Source organism: Komagataeibacter xylinus (assembly GCF_009834365.1).
Taxonomy (GTDB): domain Bacteria; phylum Pseudomonadota; class Alphaproteobacteria; order Acetobacterales; family Acetobacteraceae; genus Komagataeibacter; species Komagataeibacter xylinus_D.
Window position 1 is genome coordinate 952,136 of the sequence record NZ_CP041348.1, and the last position, 21,467, is coordinate 973,602.

Below are 21,467 nucleotides of genomic sequence, written 5' to 3' on the forward strand. Positions count from 1 at the left end.
CGCTCAGGGTTCGCGCATGCCGTCGGTCACGGCAGGCAGCAGGCGGTTGAGCAGGTACTGCATCATGGTGCGCCGCCCGATATGGATATCAGCCTCGACCGGCATGCCGGGCTGCGGGTGGAAGAAGGGCGGCACGCCATGCAGGGTATAGCGGTCGATGGACAGGCGCACGCGGTAGAAGGCGTTCATCGGGTCGCCATCTTCCTCGCCCGTCTGCGCGCTGCCGCCGCCTGCGTGGCCTGAGGCATCGGTAAACGCATCAGGACTGATAACACGCACCGTGGCATCGCCCCCGCCATACTGCGTGTAGGGAAAGGCCGAGAATTTGAGCAGCGCGTGATCGCCCGCGCGCACATAGCCCGCATCCACCCCGCGCAGCGTGGCCTCGACATCAAGCGCGGCGGCGGCGGGCACCAGTGTCATGAGCGGGCTGGCGGCCTGTATGACCGAACCTGCGGAAAGATGCGCGATGCTCAGCACCACCGCATCGCGGTCGGCACGCATGATGACAAGGTCATGGTGCAGCATGGCCTTGCTGTAGCTGCCCTCGGCATCGGCCAGGCGGTGCTGGGCCAGGGCAAGATCCTGATACACGGTGGCGTGCCAGTTGCTGACATAGCCATCGCGCTGCGCCATCATGGCATCGAGGTGGGCGCGCGTGCTGTCCGCCTCGTGCCGGGCGGCAACCTGTGAGCGCACCACCTCCATCAGGCTGTCCTGCGCCGCAAGCGTGGAAAGCCTGCTGCCCACCTGCTCATGCTGCAGGCGCATGCGCATGTCCTGCACGTCACGCGCCACGCGGGCACGGGCGGCATACATCGCGGCACTGGCCTCATAGCCCTGCAACTCGCTTTTCAGCCCCGCAATCTGTCGGTCGTAATTGGCTATCTGGGCGGTATATTCGGCTTGCCGCCGCAAAAAGGCCGCGGCCTCCTGCACGGAAGCGGGTTCGTTCACATCTGCCGTGTAGGGCTTGCCTGCGGCCTCGGCTGTGCGGCGGGCGACCTCGGCGCGATAGGCCATGACCTGGCGGCGCAGGTTGGTCACGTCGGCATCGGTCATGGTGGGGTCGAGGCGGGCCAGCACCTGCCCCTTGCGCACGGTGTCGCCCTCATGCACGTCGATCGAGCGGATGAGCGCGGTCTCGAAGGGCTGGATGACCATCGTCTCGTCAAACGGGGTGAGCCTGCCATTGACACTCACCACCCGGTCAAGCGGCAGGAAGGTCATGACCAGCAGCCCCGCCCCCGCAAGGGCTGCAATCAGCCAGACCACGTAACGCGCGGCATCCGATGGCGGCAGGCCCACCAGCGCTGCACTAGGCGAATAAAAGGACAACAGCGCGGGCGGCAGGTCGGTCGGCACATCCGCCGTGGGCGGCGGCAGCACGGACAGGATCGCCCCCTCCGCAGGGCCACCCTGCGCATCGGGCGGGGGGATCAGCACCTGCCCGCTCATGCCGCATCACCCTGCATGTGGGCAAGCGGCGGGCCGCCGGTCTCGGCCAGGTGGTTCTGCTGCATCCACAATGTGCGGTAAATGGCGCAGCGCCCCAGCAATTCGGCATGCGGGCCGATATCGACCACCTGCCCGTGATCGAGCACGCAGATCTGGTGGCATTCCACCAGAGAGGCCAGCCGGTGCGACACGATCACCATGGTGCGCCCGCGCGCGAGGTGGCGCAGATTGGCGTTGACCACCGCCTCGCTCTCGGGATCGAGGGCGGAGGTCGCTTCATCAAGGATCATGAGCCTGGGGTCGGAAATCACCGCGCGCGCAATGGCAAGGCGCTGGCGCTGGCCGCCGGAAATGTTGGTCGAGCCCTCCTCGATCCAGGTATCGAAGCCTGCGGGCATACGCTCGATGAATTCCTCGGCCCCCGCAAGGCGGGCGGCGCGCACCACGTCCTCCAGCGTCAGGCCCGGCCGGCCCGCGATGATGTTGTCGCGGATGGTGCCGCGGAACAGGAAATTGTCCTGCAACACCACGCCACATGAGCGGCGCAGATAGGTCAGGTTGATTTCGCGCAGGTCGATGCCATCAAGGCGCAGGTGACCGGTATAGCTGCGGCTCACCCCCTGTAGCAGCCGCGTGATGGTGGACTTGCCCGAGCCACTGCGCCCCACCAGCCCCAGCATGGTGCCTGCGGGCACGCTGAAGGTGATGTCATCGAGCGCGGGAGCCGAGGCCCCGGGATAGGTGAAGCACACATTGGAAAACGACAGCGCCCCGTGCAGCGGCGGGCGCAGGCCGGTGGTGAGCGCGCGGGTCTCGGTCGGGCGGTTGAGCACGGAGCCGGTCTCGGCCAGGGCTGCGCGTACCTCGTTGAGGTCATCAATCAGCCGGGCCATGTTCACCAGCGGCGAGGCCACGCGGCCACCCAGCATCATGAACGCCATGAGCGCGCCCGCCTCCATGCCCGAACTGGTGGAGGTAATGGCCATATACGCCCCGATGAGAATGATGCCGCGATTGATGAACAGGTCCAGCGGCATGACTGCCGTGCCCACCCAGTTGCCCATGCGCCCGGCATCGAGCGAGGCGGTGACGACATCGGCCGTTTTTTCATCCCACACCGCGCGGCGCACCGGCTCCAGCGCCATGGTCTTGACGGTGCGGATGCCGGCCACCGTTTCATACAGTGCGGCGCTGCGGGCCATTTCGGCGCGGATCTGCCGGTTGATCAGCCGCCCCACGGTAGGCATGGCCAGCACGATGATGACGCCAATCAGCGCGGCACCCACAACGGTCATCCACGCCAGCGCGCTACTGAGCCAGAACAGGAAGGGCAGCACCACCAGCAGGGTGAACAGGTCAAGGAAAGTGCCCAGCAGCTTGCCGGTCATGAACTGGCGCACCTTGTAGATGGCGCTGACGCGGCCGATGATGTTGCCCGCCTGCTCGCGCTCGAAAAACTCCAGCGGCAGGGCCAGCAGCCGGTCGAACACCGCAAGCGAGATGCGCGTGTCCAGCCGCGTGGTCAGCACCAGCGTGATTTCGCGCCGCGCGTGGGTGAGCAGGATTTCATACACCGCCATGACCACGACCAGCCCGGTGAGCGAGACAAGAGTAGCCATGGAATGGAAGTTCACCACCCGGTCGATCACCTGCATGACAATGAGCGGCGGGAAGATGGCCAGCACGCTGATCACCACGGAGGACAGCACCACATCGCGCAGCAGCCTGCGCTCGCCCAGCACGAGGCCGCGCAGCCACGCAAAATCGATCGGCGGCTCGGGGCGCGTGCTGTCATGCTGGCCGCGCACCAGCAGCACATCGCCCGTCCAGACCGCCTCAAGCCGCAGGGCATCGACCGCCACCGGGGGGGCCTCGGGGCTGGCGAAGGGATCGGCCAGCCAGACCACGCCACCAGCTTCATCCGCGCCGACCATCAGCCCCGCCGAGCCATCGGCAAACATGAGCACGACCGGCGGCACGTCGCGCAGGCGCACGAGGTCGCGCCATTGCAGGCGCATGCCCCTTGCGGTGCCGCCATTTTCCTCCACCCAGCGCGCAAGGGCGGGAATGGAGGGAGCGGGATCATCCGGTTCACCGGTAAAGTCACGCACATCAAGGTCGATGCCATGAAAGCGCGCCGCGCGCAGCACCGCCTGCAGGCGGATCAGTTCCGGCGCGCGCCGTGGCGGTGTCTGCCCCCCGGCGGGGCCGCCTGCTTGATCTGGATGGGCCACGGCACCCCTTTGCGTTGCATGTGCTGTCCATTAACCGGGCCAAGGTTAAAGGCAGAAAGCAAAGGGTTCCTTAAGAGGCCGCGCGAAAAGCCGGGCCGGGACGCACGCGTGGCCTGATTTAAAGACGGTTGTGGAACACCACAGTAGCCAGACGCCCTTACATATCCATGGTCACGACCGCGCCGCGTGAACAGGTCTTATTGTAATCCGTTATGATGTAACGGCCAATTTTATAGGTATTGAACGCTGCGTGTTCCTTCATGCCATCAAAGGAGCATTGATGGATGGATTTCTCGATCAGTTTCCATGCCGGGGTTGATCTGTACTGATCCTTGTATTTCCACAACCGCCATGACAGGAAATCAACCGTGTCGGAAAGACCATTCTTTTCGAGAATGTCATACATGAAAATCGGGGAAACCAGATATCGGTCCATGAAAGGCTGCGACATGATCGAACCGCGCAGCGAGGGATAATACCGGTAACTCCGTTTGGCGAGGCGCGCGAGCGGTTCATGGCCAATCGTGCCCCACAGCCAGTACCGGCCCGCAATATCAGGGTTGGGCCGCGCAGCATGGCTGGTCAGGTCCGATATGTCGTTAATAATCTGGAGGGACATGTCCTCGCGCAGAGTGGTCTGGGCACGGATGGCGTTGGTGTAAGCCGCTGCCTGAAAAATGCCCTGCGCGAGCAGGAAGCCCACACAGACAAAACAGATCCTGTCCCGCACCGACTGGAATTTCCTGTCCGCGAGGAAAAAGAACGAGGCCCCCCCCAGAATGGCGCCAAACCCGATAAAGGTGCGTGGCGCAGGCACCGGATGCCGGAGCAGGAGCTGCAGGCCAAAAAAACAGGACAGGATGCCCGCATACAAGACCACAGTGAGCGCAATGCCGGTAAACCGCAGGGACCTGCCCGCTCCGGTGCCCTTCCTGCCCATCATGTTCATGGCAAATGAAACGACGACAAACACCACGAGAAGGGATTCATAAAATCCGCCCCAGAAATATTCCTTAAACTGGCCAAGCAGCATGACCACATTGCCATAAAGCTCGGCTGGAGACCTTACGAGCAATGAGTGAAACTGGGCATATTCATTGGTGTGAATGAACAGCAATACTTCTATTTTATAGGCGAAATAGGCAGCTATCAGCGTAATAAATCTGTAATAAATGTTACGAATCGCCTCAGAAATGCGGTCATTCCTGATAATTAGAACGGATTCAATCAACGAAAAACATATGAATATATCAAGCGATGCCTGATATGTATTCATCAGCAGAAACAGGCATCCTGCATCTTTCAATATTCTTTTATATCCAGGTTCCTGCCTGTTTTTATTGATGAATGGCAGCAAGGCCAGACATATGGAAACGGACATGAAAAAACTGTCGTACCGGTATGACAGGTTCTCGAGATAAAACGGCTGGCATATCAAAAATGCAGATGACAGGACGCAGGGCAGTATCGCCATATCATGGCTTTTGCCCAGTCTGCCCAGCGTCAGGGCCACGAGCGCAAGCCCGAGTATCTGCGGCCAGGGGGCGCTATCAAGCGGCCGGAACGGCCCGAGCAGGTGCATCAGCCCGTAGGCCAGCGGGCGACCATCGGACAGCCATGAGCCGGGGTTGTAAAAGGTATGAATCAGGTCATCCTGATAATATATATTTGCGCTGATAAGGGGAAATGAAAACGCCATAAAAATAACAAATAAAATAGAAGTTATTTTTATGAATTTTTGATTTTCAAAATCCATGAAATAAATTTCCCCAATATAAATAATGCTTTTTAATATTTACTCATCACAATAGTAACGAAAGGCGCGCCGGCCTGCGCCGCATGCCCGATTGCTGTCCTGATATCAGTTTTTCAGGCAAAAACGCGCCTGCGCCAGCACATCGCCCGCCACGCTGCCACGCCATGCCACATCCTGCCCCGGTGGGGGCAGCACGGCCACATGGGTGAACCATTTCAGGTCGCCCGTGGCACGCTTGCGAAAGATATCGCCAAGCAGCCCTGCAAAACCGTTACGTGGCAGGCAGCACTGGCACCCTGCTCCATGCATGAAAGGGGAGGTTCCGGCCTGGGCCAGCACAACCCCGGCCCAGCCCTGCGCCGGGCCGGGCTGCCTGCCCTCACCCACCACCAGCAGCGTATCGGCGCGAGGGGCGAGCGGCCTGTCGGGTGGCACGAATTCCAGCACGATGCGCCCATCTGTCATGAGGGTCTTCTCTCCTTGCGCATCCACTGCGGACCAGCGGGGTTTTTATATTTGGAGCAATGATGCTGGACACCGGCGGAAAGTTCAGGGAATAAAAAGCACCAGACCGATCCATATGCAAGCCCGGCCCAGACAGACCGCGCTGAAAAACCACGACAAAAACTGACTGTCGCCCAGCATTTACCAGGATTTCAGGATAACCATGACCACTCGCCCCCACCTTCTCGATGCCCTCCGCGACCAGGTCCTGCTGTGTGACGGCGGGATGGGTTCGCGCGTACAGCTTCTGGACCTCGAGGTCGAGCGTGATTACTGGGGGCAGGAAAACTGCACCGAGATCCTGAACCTCTCGCGCCCTGAACTGGTGCGTGAAATCCACCGTGGCTACTTCGAGGCCGGGGCAGACATGGTGGAAACCAACAGCTTTGGCGGCTCGCCCATCACCCTGGCCGAATTCGGGCTGGCTGACCGCGCGCGCGAGATCAACCGCACTGCGGGCCATCTGGCACGTGAAGCCGCCGAGACCTTTGCCGATGGCCGCCACCGCTATGTGGTTGGCTCCATCGGGCCGGGCACCAAGCTACCCTCGCTGGGCAATATCGATTATGACACGCTCGAAGCGGGCCTGACCGAGCAGTGCCGGGGCCTGATCGAGGGTGGGGTGGACTGCTTCCTCATCGAGACATGCCAGGACACGCTGCAGATCAAGGCTGCCGTCAATGCCGCCAAGATCGCGCGCGCCGAGATGGGTGTTGATACCCCCATCTTCGTGCAGGTTACGGTCGAGACCACGGGCACGCTGCTTGTCGGTCCCGACATTGCGGCTGCGGCTACGGTCATCAACGCGCTTGACGTGCCGCTGATGGGCCTGAACTGCGCCACCGGCCCGCAGGAAATGGCCGAGCACGTGCGCTGGCTGAGCGAGAACTGGCCCGGCCTGATCTCGGTCCAGCCCAATGCGGGCCTGCCCGAGCTGGTCAATGGCACCACCCACTACCCGCTCACCCCTGCCGAGATGGCAAGCTGGGTGGACCGCTTCATTACCGAGGACGGGCTGAACCTGATCGGCGGCTGCTGCGGCACCTCCACGCCGCACACGCAGGCACTTGACCAGATGCTGCGTAAGCGCGCCGAGGGCACGGGCCGCATCCGCCCTGCCCCCGTGCCGCGCAAGCCGGTGTGGATTCCGTCTGTCGCCAGCCTGTACTCACAGGTGCCGCTGCGACAGGAGAACAGCTATTTCTCGATCGGCGAGCGCTGCAACGCCAACGGCTCCAAAAAATGGCGGCAGTTGCAGGAAGCCGGCGACTGGGATGGCTGCGTGGCACTGGGCCGCGAACAGGTGGCCGAAGGCTCGAACGCGCTCGACATCTGCACCGCCTTCGTCGGCCGTGACGAAATGAAGGAAATGAACGCGGTCATCACCCGCTTCACCTCCTCGGTCAACGCGCCGCTGGTCATTGATTCCACCGAGACGCCGGTGATCGAGGCTGCGCTGAAGCTGCATGGCGGCAAGCCCATCATCAACTCCATCAACTTCGAGGATGGGGAAGAGATTGCCAACGAGCGCATGCTGCTGGCACGCAAATTCGGCGCCTCCGTCATTGCGCTGACCATTGATGAAGTGGGCATGGCCAAGACAGCGGAAGACAAGCTGCGCATTGCCACCCGTCTGGTCGAATTCGCCTGTGAAAAACACGGCCTGCCGCAATCTGACCTGATGATCGATCCGCTGACATTCACCATCGGCACCGGCACGGAAGATGACCGCAAGCTGGGTGAATGGACGCTGGAGGGCATCCGCCTCATCCGCGAGCGCTTCCCCGATATCCAGATCGTGCTGGGGCTGTCGAACATCTCGTTTGGCCTCAACCCCGCCGCGCGCGCGGTGCTGAACTCGGTGTTCCTTGACCACGCGGTGCGCGCGGGCATGACGGCGGCGATCGTGCATGTCTCGAAAATCCGCCCGCTGCACCTCATTGCCGCCGAGGAAGTGAAGGTGGCCGAAGACCTGATCTTCGACCGCCGCGCCGAGGGCTACGACCCGCTGCAGCGCATGCTGGGAATCTTCGCCGACCGAAAGGCCGCCGATGCGGTGAAAAAGGCCCGCGCCGAGACCGCGCCCGAGCGGCTCAAGGACCGCATTGTCGATGGCGACCGCAAGGGGCTGGAAGACGATCTGGCGGAGGCCATGCAGGACATGCCCCCGCTCGACATCATCAACACCGTGCTGCTCGATGGCATGAAGGTGGTGGGCGAACTGTTTGGCGCGGGCAAGATGCAGCTGCCCTTCGTGCTGCAGTCCGCCGAGACGATGAAGGCCGCCGTCGCCTGGCTCGAACCCCACATGGAGCGCACCGAGGGCCAGGCCCGTGGCACCATGGTGCTGGCCACGGTCAAGGGCGACGTGCATGACATCGGCAAGAATCTGGTCGATATCATCCTGACCAATAACGGCTACCGGGTCATCAACCTCGGCATCAAGGTGCCGGTGGCCGACATGATCGCGGCGGCCCGCGAGCACAAGGCTGATGCCATCGGCATGTCGGGCCTGCTGGTCAAGTCCACCGTCATCATGCGCGAAAACCTTGAGGAAATGAACCGGCAGGGCGTGGACGTGCCGGTCATGCTCGGCGGTGCCGCACTCACCCGCAACTATGTGGAAGAGGACTGCACCGCAGCCTATGGCGAGGGCGGCCGCGTGGCCTATGCGCGTGATGCTTTTGATGGCCTCTCATTGATGGACAAGGTGGCACAGGGCGAGTTCGACACCTACCTTGCCGCCATCCAGTCACGCCGCGCGGGCAAGGCCACGCGCGCCAGCCGCACGCAGGATATCGAAGCCGCCGAGACCCGCGGCTTCGGCCCGGTGGATGTGGCCGCCGCCCGCGCCCGGCGCGAGAAGCTGACAGCCGATGAACCCGTGCTGACCCCGCCGTTCTGGGGCCCGCGCGTGCTTGAAGCCACGCCGGAGGCGGTGCTGCCGTTCCTCAATGAGCGTTCGCTGTACCAGTTCCAGTGGGGCTTCCGTAAGCAGGGCCGCTCGCTTGATGACTTCATGGTCTGGGCGCGCAAGGAACTGCGCCCGGTGCTGCGCCACATGCTGAGCCTGTGCGCCGAGCAGGACATTCTTCACCCCAAGGCCAGCTACGGCTACTGGAAGGCAGCGGGCGAGGGCAACGACCTCGTGCTGTTCGGTGAAGACGGCACCACCGAGGCCGCCCGCTTCACGCTGCCCCGTCAGCCGCGCGCGGATGGCGCCTGCATTGCCGACTTCGTGCGCGATATCGATGATGCACAGCGCGACGTGATCGGCCTGCAGGTGGTGACCGTGGGGCAGGATGCCTCCGACCGCGCGCGGGAATGGTTCGAGGCCGATCGCTACAAGGACTACCTCTACCTGCATGGCCTGTCGGTCGAGATGGCGGAAGCCATGGCGGAATACACCCACAAGCGCATCCGCGCCGAGATGGGCTTCGCTGCCGAGGACGACCGCGACATGGCAAAACTGCTCCAGCAGGGCTATCGCGGCTCGCGCTATTCGTTTGGCTACCCCGCCTGCCCCCGGCTTGAAGAGCAGGAGCCTATCCTGAAACTGCTCGATGCGGAAAAGATCGGGGTTTCGCTCACCGATGGCTTCCAGCTCCACCCCGAGCAGTCCACCTCGGCGCTGGTCATTTTCAACCCGCACGCGAAGTATTTCTCGATCTGACAAAAGCGCCGTCCCGCAGCCCTGCGGGACTTGTTGACCGGTGCGGGAAATGATGCCCATCATTGCATTATGTTTCGCCCCCGCCACACGCCATCCAATCCCGCTGAAGCACCGGGCGCCGAGCACGCGCTCGGTCGCCTGCTGGCACGGCTGCACAGGGCCGCGCCACAGGCCAGCCAGGGCAACCGCGCCACACGCCACAGCGGGTGCGCCTTTACCTGTGCCGCCGAGCAGTGCGTGATGGACCTCATGACCGACGACCACGCGGGCCTGGTGGAACACAGCGCCGATGTGCTGACCCACCTGCTGCAGGTCTGGGTGGCGCAGGGCATCGACCCCGAGGATGTCTGGACCGAGATCGACCGCCGCACCCGCATGGGCAATCTGCTGCTCGCACTCAACACCGCCGAGCGCACCTCCGCCCCCACCCGCGCGCGCAAACGGCCATGGAAAATCCGCACCACCAAGCTGCCCTGAGCGGCCTGCGCCGCCACAACGGCACGAAATCGCAACGAACCATTTTTTGGCCTAGCCGCTGCGGCATGCGGATGGCATAAGCTGGCCGCTGGCGGAACAGCAGGGAATGTCGCGATAAGATGGACCGGGTCCATGCCTGTTACGTGCCCGCGGGGCCTGCCCCGGCCCGGCACGCATGAACTGGATTGACATCACGGCCCTCGCCATCGTCGGGCTGTCGGGGGTGGTTGGCATTGCGCGCGGCTTCTCGCGTGAGGTGCTCGGCCTTGCCGCCTGGGTCATGGCCACCATCCTGGCCGTGGCATGGTACGGCGCGCTGATGCCCTACGCCACGCAATGGATCAGCAACCACACGCTGGCCTCGTTTGCATCGTTTGCGGTGCTGTTCCTGGCCCTTCTTGTCATTTTTACCACCACTGCCCATCTATCGGGTCGGGCAGTGCAGGGGTCCATCCTGTCAGGACTGGACCGCGTGCTTGGCCTGCTGTTTGGCCTGGCGCGGGGGTATGTATGCCTTGTGCTGATCTATGCGGGCCTTACCGCCCTCGTGCCCGAAGGTGAATGGCCTGAGGTGATGCGCACCAGCCAGATCATGCCCCTTATCGGCAACAGCGTGACCTATCTTCACGCTCATGCGCCCGATAACTTTCCCGCGCATCTTGCGCAACCCGCCGGGACGCGGCATGACGCGCCCATCTGAACCTTATCGTCGGTCCCCGCCGCCCCCGTCCGTCAAGGAAAGATCGCCCACCATGTCCCGCACCAGCCAGCACACCACATCCGGTAACCCGCCCACCCAGCACGAGCGCGATGACATCGCCGCCCAGTGGCGCCATGATGATGACAAGCCGCATGAGGAATGCGGCGTCTTTGGCGTATGGAACACCAAGGATGCCTCAGCCCTGACCGCCCTTGGCCTGCATGCGCTCCAGCATCGCGGGCAGGAAGCCAGCGGCATCGTGTCCTATGATGGCGAGCGCTTCCACACCCACAAGGGGCTGGGGCTGGTGGGCGATGTGTTTGGCGATGCCCGCGTCATGGCCACCCTGCCCGGCCGGTGCGCGGTGGGCCACAACCGCTACGCCACCACGGGGGCTACGCTGATCCGCAACGTGCAGCCGCTTTTTGCCGATTTCGAGTTCGGCGGCCTGGCCGTGGCCCATAACGGCAACCTGACCAATGCCGAGACCCTGCGCAAGGCGCTGGTGCGGCGGGGCTGCATCTTCCAGTCCACCACCGATAGCGAGGTGTTCATCCACCTCATCGCCATCTCGCTCTATTCCAACGTGGTTGACCGGCTGATCGATGCGCTCAAGCAGGTGCTTGGCGCGTATTCGCTGATCGTGCTGTCGCGTGATGAACTGATTGGCGTGCGTGACCCGCTGGGCGTGCGCCCGCTCATTCTGGGCCGCATCCGCGAGGAAGACGGCACCGAAGGCGCATGGGTGCTGGCCAGCGAGACCTGCGCGCTCGACATCGTGGGTGCGGAGTTCGTGCGCGATGTGGAACCGGGCGAGATCGTCATCATCAATGACGAGGGCATCCGCTCGGTGCGGCCGTTCAACAACACGCAGTCGCGCTTCTGCGTATTCGAATACATCTATTTCGCCCGCCCCGATTCGGTCATGGATGGCCGCGCGGTGTATGACACCCGCAAGCAGATCGGCGTGGAACTGGCGCGTGAAAGTGCTGTCGAGGCCGACGTGATCGTGCCGGTGCCCGATTCCGGCGTGCCCTCGGCCATGGGCTTTGCCGCCGAGAGCGGCATTCCCTTCGAACTCGGCATCATCCGCAACCATTACGTGGGCCGCACCTTCATCGAGCCAACCGACCAGATCCGCAACCTCGGCGTCAAGATGAAGCATTCCACCAACCGCCCGGTGCTTGATGGCAAGCGCGTGGTGCTGGTCGATGACTCCATCGTACGCGGCACCACCTCACGCAAGATCGTGGACATGGTGCGCGCAGCCGGAGCCAAGGAGGTGCACATGCGCATCTCCTCGCCGCCCACCACGCATTCGTGCTTCTATGGCATCGACACGCCCGAGCGCAGCCAGCTGCTTGCCGCCCAGCACAATGTTGAGGAAATGGCCAAGCTGATCGGCGTGGACAGCCTCGCCTTCATCTCGTTTGACGGGCTGTACCGCGCGCTGGGCTACAAGGACCGCAAGAGTGCGGCCAACCGCTACTGCGATGCCTGCTTTACCGGCGACTACCCGATCGAACTGGTGGATTACGAGGCCGAACACCACCCCGAACCTGCATGACGACCAACCCCGCCACCATGACCGATGCCCCGGTGGCGCTCGTGACCGGGGCCAGCCGGGGCATCGGGCAGGCCGTGGCCATTGCGCTGGCACAGGCGGGCATGCGCTGCATCCTGACCGCGCGCACGCAGGGCGGGCTGGAACAGGCGGATGACAAGATCCACCAGCACACGGGCCACAACGCCACCCTGCTGCCGCTTGACCTGACCGATGGCGAAAAGCTCGACACGCTTGGCCCTTCCATCGCGGCCAGCTTCGGGCGGCTTGACTGCCTGGTGCACTGCGCGGGCACGCTGGGCATGCTCTCGCCACTGGCGCACCTGCAGCCCCGTGACTGGGAGCGCGCGCTGCAGACTGGCCCGCTCACCACATGGCGGCTGATCCGCACGCTTGCCCCCCTGCTCGAGCGTGCGCCTGCAGGCCGCGCCGTGTTCCTGACCGACCGACATGCCCGCCAGCCCGCGCCCTTCTGGGGGCTGGTGGCGGCAACACGCGCGGCACAGGAGGCCATTGTGCATACATGGGTGCGTGAACTGCCCGCAGGCAGCCCGCTGCGCATCAACCTGTTTGAACCCGGCCCCGTCGCCACCCGCCTGCGCAGGCTGGCCATGCCCGCGCTCGACATGGCCAGCCTGCCCGGACCCCACGACATTGCGCCCCATATCGTAAGGCTGTGCCAGCGCGGCCCCCAGCCGCAAGGCGAGTATATAACGGTCAACCTGCAGGAGCCCGTGGCATGAGCACCAAGGCAACGCCGGGCGCTGCCGCCCTGCAAAAGGCAGGCATCGCCTTCGAGGTGGTGGAATATGAATACGACCCCACCGCAGGCCAGACAGGCAACCACGCCGCCGCCGCCATAGGCGAGAACCCGGAGCACGTGTTCAAGACGCTGATGGTGCTCGTTGATGGCAAACCCGCCTGCGTGGTGGTGCCGGTAGCGGCCAGCCTGAGCATGAAAAAGGTGGCGGCGGCCTTTGGCGGCAAATCGGCTGAAATGATGCCGCCCGCCAACGCCGAGCGCAGCACGGGCTTCCGCGTAGGCGGCATCAGCCCGTTTGGCCAGCGCAAGCGCGTGCGCACCGCCCTTGCGCGTGAGGCGCTGGCGCAGCCCTATGTCATCATCAACGGCGGCAAGCGCGGCTATCTGGTGCGCCTTTCGGCAGCCGATGCCATTGCCGTAACCAACGCTCTGACCGCCGACCTGCTGGCGTAACAAGCAAAAGTTTTTGGTGAAGCTTTTTTCAAAAAGCTTCAAGGAAACGCCGTTTTTTTGAAAAAAGGCGACACCCAGAGACTTTTATCTTTTCATCATTTGGTTGCAGGCCGCCAGATCAGGCGGCTGGCGCTGCACAGCACGCCAATCATGGCCACGATCGCACCAAAACCCAGGCAACTGCGTTCCGCGTCATGCGCCAGCAGCCCAAAGGCCATGGCCACGCACATGGCCCCGGTGGCCTGCCCGCACTGGCGTGCAATCTGCACCATGCCCGAGGCCCCGCCCGAGCGCCCTGGGGGCGCGGTCACCATCATCACCCGGTTATTGGGCGGCTGGAAAATACCAAACCCCATGCCGGCCAGCGTGATGCGCCAGGCAATGTTGAACCAGCCCGGATCAGGCGGCAGCAGATACAGCGCAAGAAACCCCATCGATGTCATGAACAGCCCCACCGAGGACAGGATGGCCGCAGGCACCCTGTCGCTCAGGCGGCTGATGAGCGGCGAGACCGCCATGATGCCCACCGGCCAGGGTGTCATGAGCAGGCCCACCGTGGCAGGGGGGTAATGAAGCATCGACTGCAGCGTGAACGGAAACGAGATCATGAACAGGTTGGAGGCGACAAAAGCCACGAACCCCACCAGCGTGCCGATGCGGAAAGCGGGAATGCGCAGCATGTCGATGGGGAACATGGGGTGCGTCTGCCCGCGCTGGCGGCGTACCAGCAGCACGCCCGCCGCAATGCCGGCCAGCAGCAGGGCCCCCACCTGAGCCGCCCCTGCGTGATGGGCCACGGAATCACCGGCCATGATCAGCGCACCAAAGGCCACCACGTTCAGCACCGCGCTCATGCCATCGAACGAGCCGGGACTGAGCGGCGTGCGCGGCAGCGACACCAGTGCCAGCACAAGGGCTGTCAGTCCGAGCGGAATGTTGATGAGGAACAGCCACGGCCACGTGGCAAATGACAGGATGATCGACGCCACGGTCGGGCCGCCGCCCACGCCAAGAGCCACCATCACCCCGTTAAGCGCAATGCCGCGCCCGATGATGGCATGCGGATAGATGAAGCGGATCAGCGCGATGCTGACACTCATGATGCACGCACCGCCCACACCCTGCACCGCGCGCGCCAGCGAGAGCATGAGCAATGAGTGCGACATGGCGCAGAACAGCGAGGCCACGGTCAGCAGCGCCAGCCCGATCTGGCACAGCCTTGCAAAGCCGATGCGCGTGCCCAGCGCCGCCATGGGCAGCAGCGAGACCACGCTGGCAAGCTGGTAGGCATTGACGATCCAGACCGATGAGGCGGGCGAGACATGAATATCGGCCGCAATGGTGGGTAGCGCCACGTTGGCGATGGCGTAATCCAGCAGGGCCAGCAGCACCGCAAGGGCGATGGCAGTCACGGCACGCACGCGGGCTGCGCCGTGCAGGCCTTCGCCTTCGGTCAGGACAGGTTTTGGTTGGGGGGGCATGGCAGGGGCTTTTCGGGCGGAAGGAAAAAATGTTCTGTTATGTAAACGATATCGGGGACGGCCCTGCCTATCAATCCTTCGGGGACACAAGGCAGCCTGAAAAAGCCACTCACCCTAACACCATGCAAATCATAAAGAAGTTTTTGGTGAAGCTTTTTTCAAAAAGCTTCGAAAGGTGCCCCCTTTTCCGAAAAAAGGTGGCACCCAAAAACTTTTATTATTTGCCAATCTTTTCCTGCGCCGCGAGCGCACGCTGGCCAATATCGTGGCGGTAGATGCCATCGGGCCAGTCAATCAGCGCAACGGCCTCATAGGCACGACTGCGGGCCTGGGCCAGCGTGTCGCCCGTGGCGCACACGGCCAGCACGCGACCGCCAGCAGCCACGATCTCGCCCGCGTCATCGCGCTTCGTACCCGCCTGGAACACATGCACGCCCGGCAAGGCTTCCGCCGCCGCGAGGTTACGGATCACGCCCCCCGTCACCGGCCTGCCGGGGTAGCCCTTCGCCGCCATGATGACGCTGATGGAGGACTGGCCGGAAAAACGGATATCCGCGCCCGCAAGGTCACCCTTCGCCACGGCGGCAAGAGCGGTGAGCAGGTCGCTTTCCAGCCGGATCAGCAGGGCCTCGGCTTCCGGGTCGCCAAAGCGGACGTTGTATTCAATCAGCTGCGGGCCATCATTCGTGAGCATCAGCCCGGCAAAGATGATGCCGGTGAACGGCGTGCCGCGCCGGGCCATCTCGCGCAGCATGGGGCGCACCAGCACATCAAGGGCTGCTTCCTGCTCCGCGCGGCCAAAGCCGGTGGGCGGCGAAACCGCGCCCATGCCGCCGGTATTGGGGCCGGTGTCATTATCGCCAATGCGCTTGTGGTCCTGTGCCGCGCCGATCAGCACTGCCGTCTCGCCCGCGCAGAAGGCGAACAGCGAGACCTCGTCGCCCACAAGACAATCCTCGATCACCACGCTGTGGCCCGCCTGGCCCAGCGTGCCATCGGTCATCATGTCGGTAATGGCCTGTTCGGCCTCGGCAGTGCTCTGGGCCACGACCACGCCCTTGCCCGCTGCCAGCCCGTCCGCCTTGACCACCACGGGGGCACCGTGGCGGCGCACATAGTCCAGCGCGGGTGCGGCCGCATCAAAACGTTCCCACCGCGCGGTGGGAATGCCTGCCGCGTCACACACTTCCTTGGTGAAGGTCTTGCTGCCCTCAAGGGCGGCTGCGGCCTGGGTGGGGCCTGCGCATGCGATACCTGCCTTGTGGCAGGCATCGGCCAGGCCCGCCACCAGCGGGGCTTCGGGGCCGGGCACCACAAGGTCGATGCGCTCGCGCCGCGCCAGGGCAATCAGGCCGGCAACGTCATCGGCCTTGATGGCGCAGTTCGTGCCCAGCGCTGCGGTGCCGGGGTTGCCCGGCGCAATGAACAGGGCCTCAAGTCGCGGCGAGCGCGCAATGGCAGCGGCCATGGCATGTTCCCGTCCGCCTGATCCAACCAGCAGCACCCGCATCACTTGTTTCTCCCGTTTTTCATCTCTGCCCTTTCGGGGTGGCCGTCTCTATCATACCTTGTGCGGATGGTTGAACAGTTTCCCGACTCCGGCCGCGCCATGGGCGGCAATACGCCTGAATTTTCGGTGGCCGAGATTTCAGGCGCCATCCGCCGCGTGCTCGAGGGCACGTTCGGTCGCATCCGCGTGCGCGGCGAAATTACCGAATTCAAGCGCTACCCTTCGGGCCACCTGTATTTTTCGCTCAAGGATGAAGGGGGCAAGCTCTCCTCGGTGGTGTGGCGCGGCACGGTATCGCGGCTGGGGCTGAAGCCGGAAAACGGGGTGGAAGTCATCGCCACAGGCAAGATTTCATCCTATGGCGAGCGCTCGTCATACCAGATGGTGATCGACCGGCTGGAATATGCGGGCGAAGGCGCACTGCTGGCCCGGATTGAACGCCTGCGCCTGCGTCTGGCGCAGGAGGGACTGTTTGATGCCGAGCGCAAGCGTTCCCTGCCCTTCCTGCCGCGCCTGATCGGGGTCGTGACATCGGCGCAGGGTGCCGTGCTGCATGATATCCGCACCACCATTGCCCGGCGCTTTCCCCTGCCGGTTCTGGTCTGGCCGGTGCCGGTGCAGGGCGAGGGCGCGGCTGAACGCATTGCCCATGCCATTGCGGGTTTTGATGCGATTGGCCCCCAAAGCGGCGTGCCCCGCCCCGACGTGCTGATCGTGGCGCGTGGCGGCGGCTCGCTGGAAGACCTGATGGCCTTCAATGATGAAGATGTGCTGCGCGCCGTGGCCGCGTGCCGCATTCCGGTCATTTCCGCCGTGGGGCACGAGACCGATACCACGCTGATCGACTTCGTGTCCGACCGCCGCGCCCCCACGCCTACGGCCGCCGCCGAGATGGCCGTGCCGGTACGTGCCGAGCTTGAGGCCGGCCTGGCCCAGCGTGCCGCCCGGCTGCGCAGCGGGCTGGAACGTGGCCTGCAGCTTGCCCGCGCCCGGCTGGACCGGGCCGCGGCGAGCCTGCCCGACCTGCCTGCCGTGGTGGAAAACGCCCGCCGCAGGCTTGATGACCGCGCCTACCGCCTTGACCTTGCCCTGCCTGCCCGCCTGAGCCGCCTGCGTGACCGCGTGCAGGCAGCCTCCGACCGGCTACCCGCCCCGCAGATGATCCTGGCCCTGCGCCGCGCAGCACTCGACCGCGTGGGCACCGCAAGCCAGCAGGCCATGGCCAGCATGCTGCACCGCCGCGCGGCCACCCTTGGCCGCCTGCGCGTGCCGCCCGCCGTGCTGGTGTCGCATCTGCGGGCCAGCAAAAGCGTGCTGGCGGGGGCCGCAGGCCAGCTTGAATCCCTCTCGCCGCAGGCGGTGCTGGAGCGGGGCTACGTGCTGGTGACCGACCGCGCGGGCCGACCACTGGCACAGGCGGCGCAGGCCCGCGCCGTGCCCGAGGTGATCATGACCTTTGCCGATGGCAAGGTCGCGGCCCGCCCCCTTGAAGCACCCCCCGGCCTGCAGGGGCGGCTGGATCTGTAATGCATATACGGGCACCTCACATGATCTTACGCTCACGATTCTGCGCAACACTGGCAGCCCTGCTCCTTGGCGCGTGCACGCATCACGCACCCGCCCCCCATGTGGCGGCCCGGCCTGCGGCTACGCCCGGCCGTATCCCGCCACAGGACTTTGCCCCCGGCCTGACGGGCGAGGAAGGCGCACCGCCTGCGGGCACCATCCTGACCAACGACCCTTCCGCCCCTGCCGATACGCCGCTCTGTGGCCACGCTGCGCGGGAGGCCAATGCCATCGGGGCTACAATCCACCCCGAGGTCACGCCCACCGCCAGCAGTTGCGCGGCCAATGCCTGCTTCGATGCCCAGACCGGCACCTACATCGCAGCCGATGGCAGCCGCCGGGTCTGCCGTTAAGGACTTGTTTGAACAACAAACCATTGATAAGAAATAATAAAATTTTCCGGATGCCCGTTTTTTTTCAAAAAGATGGCATTCTTTCGAAGTTTTTTGAAAAAACTTCACCAGAAACTTTCATCATTTCAGGGTATTATCGGGCCTGACTGTTCAGGCAGCCACACAGTACCAGCCCATAGAAGCACGCTGCATGGGTCATATACTCAGGATGGGCAGGCCCACGCCATATTCCCATTGACTTGGCCGGAAGGGATGGTCGAGTTTCAAGGGCATCATGACCCTGCCCCCCTCGTCCGGTCCCATAGGTGAGCAACAGGCGACGGTCCACATGTTCCCCCTCAAGCGCATGCTCTCCATGCGCGAGGCGGCGGAATATGTCGGTATCACGCCCCGCAGGCTCCGCAGCCTGAGGCTGGTGGGGGCAGGCCCGCATGCCGCCATGCGTCATGGCCGCAAGGCAATGTTCCGCATCGAAGACCTTGATGAATACGTTGATGGCCTGTACCGCCGAGCCAATATCTCCCACACCGAGCAGGCCCGCCAGCGCACCGAATGGCGCGGCAGGCTGGCCGCCCTGCCAGATGACGCACGCGCCAGGCTGGCCGATTCCTTCATGCAGATCGTCACGCGCGATGAATTGCTGGAGAAAGGAGCCAACCGGGGCTTCAGGGTGCTGTTCCTTGGCGGGCTGTGCCTCATTTTCCTGTCGCATACGCCCCTGATCTGGCGGCTATAGGGGCATCGATCCGCCATTTCGTGCCAAAGGCGCTTTTTTTGCCTGTGCGGGGATGTTCTTTCGCCATACGATCCGCTACGCAGAAACCACGATAGCGGAACAATAATGGATCGGATAATGACAGGTATGCGGAGCAGCATTATGGCCCCGACCGGACACGCCCGCCTGCGTGGCGCGCTTTGTGGGCTGGCTATTGCCCTGACCCCGGCCCTTGCCATGGCGCAGGACGCAGGTGGCCAGCAGCAGAACCCCATTCTGCCCATGCCGCCCGTGCCGGAATTCAAGCCCCTGCCTGCTGGCAACAAGCCTGCGGCGCCTGTTATCGGCATCTTCAACACCCAGCAGATCATGGCGCAGTCCACTGCCGTGCAGAAGCTGCAGACCGAACTGGGCAGCCGCCGTGAAGCGCTGGTCAAGGACGTGCGCGCCGAGGATACGCAGTTGCAGGCGCTGCGCCAGTCCATCATCAAGGCGGGCAAGGCCCCCACGCCCGAGCAGCAGCAGGAGCTGCAGAAGCGCGTGATGGCCGACCGCACCAAGTTCGGCAACCGCAACCGCATCCTTGAAGAAGACGCGCAGGTCGCCCTGAACCAGGTGCAACGCGAAATGCAGCAGGTTGTCAGCGCCATTGCCGCAGCCCGTGGCATGAACATGGTGCTGCAGGCCGGCACCGCTGCCCTGCATGACAACAGCCTCGATATCAGCGATCAGGTCGTGACCTACCTCAACCAGGTGCTGCCCACCGTGTACCTGCCGGGCCCCACGGAAGACCCTGAGGAAATTGCCAAGAGCGGCAAATACCCTGTCATGCCGTTCCAGCCTGCTGATAACGGCGGCGAATAACACCCAAGGGCCGCGCCTGCCGCCCCTGACAATAAAAATTTCAGGGTGCCGCCTTTTTTTTCAAAAGGCGGCATTTTTTTAATTTATTAGCAGTTAGTTACGGCCCTGCCCCACCAGCAGGTTGAGCGTCACGCCGGACAGGATGCACAGCAGCACCCCGTTGCCCAGCAGCAGCCGCGCCAGAGCGTTCATGTGGGTGAACAGGTCCGGGCAGGCCATGGGCAACAGCCCCAGCCCGAGCGAGACGGCAGCAATCAGCCCATTGCGCGTGCCCTCAAAGCGCACATGCAACAGTTCGCGTATGCCGCCCACCGTGGTCATGCCGAACATGACCAGCCCACACCCCCCCAGCACGGGCGCTGGCAGGGCGGCAATCAACGCGCCAAGCTTGGGGAACAGCCCCAGCCCGATCATGACCACGCCTGCCGCCGCCACCACAAAGCGGCTGCGGATGTCGGTCATGGCGATCAGCCCGGTATTCTGGGTAAAGGCATTATAGGGAAAGCTGTTGAACGCCCCGCCCAGCATGGTCGACAGGCCATCGGCCCGCAGCGCGCCTGCAATGGTGACGTCGTTCACCGGCAGGTCCACCACGCGGCCAATGGCCAGGCAGTTGCCAGTTGTTTCCGCCACGATAATGACCATGCTCAGCAGCATGATGAAGACCGGCATGGCGTGGAACTCGGGCAGGCCAAAGGCGAAGGGCGTGCTGACGGCAAACCACGGCGCATCAATCACCATGCCGTAATGCCCCATGCCGCATAGCGCCGCGATCACGCTGCCCGCCACCAGCCCCACCAGCACGCTGATATTGGACCAGAACCCCCGGCCCCATGCCTGCACGCCCACCGTGATGACAATGGTGGCGAAGGCAAGCACAAGATTGGCCACACTGCCAAACTCCGGCGCACCGGGCGTGCCGCCCCCAATCCACCGCCCCGCCACGGGAATGAGCGTAAGCCCGATGATAATGATGAGGCAGCCAATGACCACGGGCGGAAAAAAGCGCATGAGTCGCGCCATGAACGGCGCCAGCACCACCATGGCCAGCCCCGCGCCAATCACCGCGCCAAATACAGAGCGCACGCCATAGATCTGCCCGATGAGCAGCATCGACGCCAGCATGGCGAAGGATGACCCCTGCACGATGGGCAGACGCGAGCCGAATTTCCATACCCCCACACTCTGTATGATCGTAGCGATGCCCGATGTCATCAGCCCGCAATTGATCAGCATGACAGTCTGCGGACCAGACAGGTGCATGGCGGCGGCAAAGACCAGCGGCACCGCCACGGTACCCGCGTACATGACCAGCGCATGTTGCAGCCCGAAGGCAAACAGCATGCCCATGGGCAGCATTTCATCAACCGGGTGGTTTTTCTGTGCTGTCACATGC

General features: G+C 63.7%; 17 protein-coding genes. 10 read left to right on the top strand and 7 right to left on the bottom strand.

Features of this window, described 5'->3' with window-relative positions:
• Positions 1-3: 3 nt before the first annotated feature.
• The 4 genes from FMA36_RS04530 to FMA36_RS04545 form a co-directional block, all read right to left on the bottom strand.
• A complete protein-coding gene (locus tag FMA36_RS04530; protein ID WP_159261141.1) occupies positions 4-1,458 on the bottom strand; it encodes an HlyD family type I secretion periplasmic adaptor subunit in 1,455 nt (484 codons plus the stop codon).
• A complete protein-coding gene (locus FMA36_RS04535; protein ID WP_159261144.1) occupies positions 1,455-3,692 on the bottom strand; it encodes a peptidase domain-containing ABC transporter in 2,238 nt (745 codons plus the stop codon). The genes FMA36_RS04530 and FMA36_RS04535 overlap by 4 nt, the downstream gene beginning before the upstream one ends.
• A 157-nt stretch (positions 3,693-3,849) precedes the next feature.
• Positions 3,850-5,448, bottom strand: coding sequence for a glucosyltransferase domain-containing protein (locus FMA36_RS04540; RefSeq protein WP_159261145.1), 1,599 nt, complete (start codon positions 5,446-5,448; stop codon positions 3,850-3,852).
• A gap of 105 nt (positions 5,449-5,553) precedes the next feature.
• Complete coding sequence (locus FMA36_RS04545) at positions 5,554-5,913, bottom strand: hypothetical protein (protein WP_159261146.1); 360 nt, start codon at positions 5,911-5,913, stop codon at positions 5,554-5,556.
• 202 nt (positions 5,914-6,115) lie between these two features.
• Between FMA36_RS04545 and metH the strand changes: the two genes are divergently transcribed.
• The 6 genes from metH to ybaK all read left to right on the top strand — a co-directional run bounded on the left by metH (position 6,116) and on the right by ybaK (position 13,582).
• Positions 6,116-9,625, top strand: a complete 3,510-nt coding sequence (gene metH, locus FMA36_RS04550; RefSeq protein ID WP_159261148.1) for a methionine synthase — start codon at positions 6,116-6,118, stop codon at positions 9,623-9,625.
• 69 nt (positions 9,626-9,694) lie between these two features.
• Positions 9,695-10,102 (top strand): phosphoribosyl-ATP pyrophosphatase, encoded by a 408-nt coding sequence (locus tag FMA36_RS04555; RefSeq protein WP_159261150.1) that lies wholly within the window; start codon positions 9,695-9,697, stop codon positions 10,100-10,102.
• A gap of 175 nt (positions 10,103-10,277) precedes the next feature.
• The gene (locus FMA36_RS04560) at positions 10,278-10,802 is read left to right on the top strand and encodes a CvpA family protein (protein ID WP_159261152.1); all 525 of its coding nucleotides are present in this window, start codon (positions 10,278-10,280) and stop codon (positions 10,800-10,802) included.
• A 52-nt stretch (positions 10,803-10,854) separates the two neighbouring features.
• A complete protein-coding gene (gene purF / locus FMA36_RS04565; RefSeq protein WP_159261153.1) occupies positions 10,855-12,369 on the top strand; it encodes an amidophosphoribosyltransferase in 1,515 nt (504 codons plus the stop codon).
• On the top strand, positions 12,366-13,109 hold the full coding sequence (locus FMA36_RS04570; protein WP_159261156.1) for an SDR family NAD(P)-dependent oxidoreductase: 744 nt from the start codon (positions 12,366-12,368) through the stop codon (positions 13,107-13,109). Before purF ends, FMA36_RS04570 begins: the two co-directional genes overlap by 4 nt.
• Entirely contained in the window at positions 13,106-13,582 is a 477-nt protein-coding gene (gene ybaK / locus FMA36_RS04575) for a Cys-tRNA(Pro) deacylase (protein WP_159261158.1), read from the top strand. Before FMA36_RS04570 ends, ybaK begins: the two co-directional genes overlap by 4 nt.
• Positions 13,583-13,677: 95 nt before the next feature.
• Here the strand turns inward: ybaK and FMA36_RS04580 are convergent, their stop codons facing one another.
• Positions 13,678-15,063 carry an MFS transporter gene (locus FMA36_RS04580; protein WP_159261160.1) on the bottom strand — a complete coding sequence of 462 codons (1,386 nt, stop codon included), beginning with the start codon at positions 15,061-15,063 and terminating at the stop codon, positions 13,678-13,680.
• A 217-nt stretch (positions 15,064-15,280) separates the two neighbouring features.
• Positions 15,281-16,573: a phosphoribosylamine--glycine ligase gene (gene purD / locus FMA36_RS04585; RefSeq protein ID WP_159261162.1), complete on the bottom strand. Its 1,293-nt coding sequence runs from the start codon at positions 16,571-16,573 to the stop codon at positions 15,281-15,283.
• 66 nt (positions 16,574-16,639) lie between these two features.
• On the opposite strand from purD, the gene xseA reads away from it, so the two are divergent.
• The 4 genes from xseA to FMA36_RS04605 all read left to right on the top strand — a co-directional run bounded on the left by xseA (position 16,640) and on the right by FMA36_RS04605 (position 20,071).
• The gene (xseA, locus tag FMA36_RS04590; RefSeq protein WP_159261164.1) at positions 16,640-18,100 is read left to right on the top strand and encodes an exodeoxyribonuclease VII large subunit; all 1,461 of its coding nucleotides are present in this window, start codon (positions 16,640-16,642) and stop codon (positions 18,098-18,100) included.
• A gap of 20 nt (positions 18,101-18,120) precedes the next feature.
• Positions 18,121-18,492, top strand: a complete 372-nt coding sequence (locus tag FMA36_RS04595; RefSeq protein WP_159261166.1) for a BA14K family protein — start codon at positions 18,121-18,123, stop codon at positions 18,490-18,492.
• A 328-nt stretch (positions 18,493-18,820) separates the two neighbouring features.
• Positions 18,821-19,228: a helix-turn-helix domain-containing protein gene (locus FMA36_RS04600; RefSeq protein WP_159263610.1), complete on the top strand. Its 408-nt coding sequence runs from the start codon at positions 18,821-18,823 to the stop codon at positions 19,226-19,228.
• Between the two features lie 126 nt (positions 19,229-19,354).
• Positions 19,355-20,071, top strand: a complete 717-nt coding sequence (locus tag FMA36_RS04605) for an OmpH/Skp family outer membrane protein (protein WP_159263612.1) — start codon at positions 19,355-19,357, stop codon at positions 20,069-20,071.
• A gap of 93 nt (positions 20,072-20,164) precedes the next feature.
• Here FMA36_RS04605 and FMA36_RS04610 read toward each other — a convergent pair whose 3' ends face one another.
• Positions 20,165-21,463 carry a nucleobase:cation symporter-2 family protein gene (locus tag FMA36_RS04610; RefSeq protein ID WP_240906477.1) on the bottom strand — a complete coding sequence of 433 codons (1,299 nt, stop codon included), beginning with the start codon at positions 21,461-21,463 and terminating at the stop codon, positions 20,165-20,167.
• Positions 21,464-21,467 lie beyond the last annotated feature (4 nt).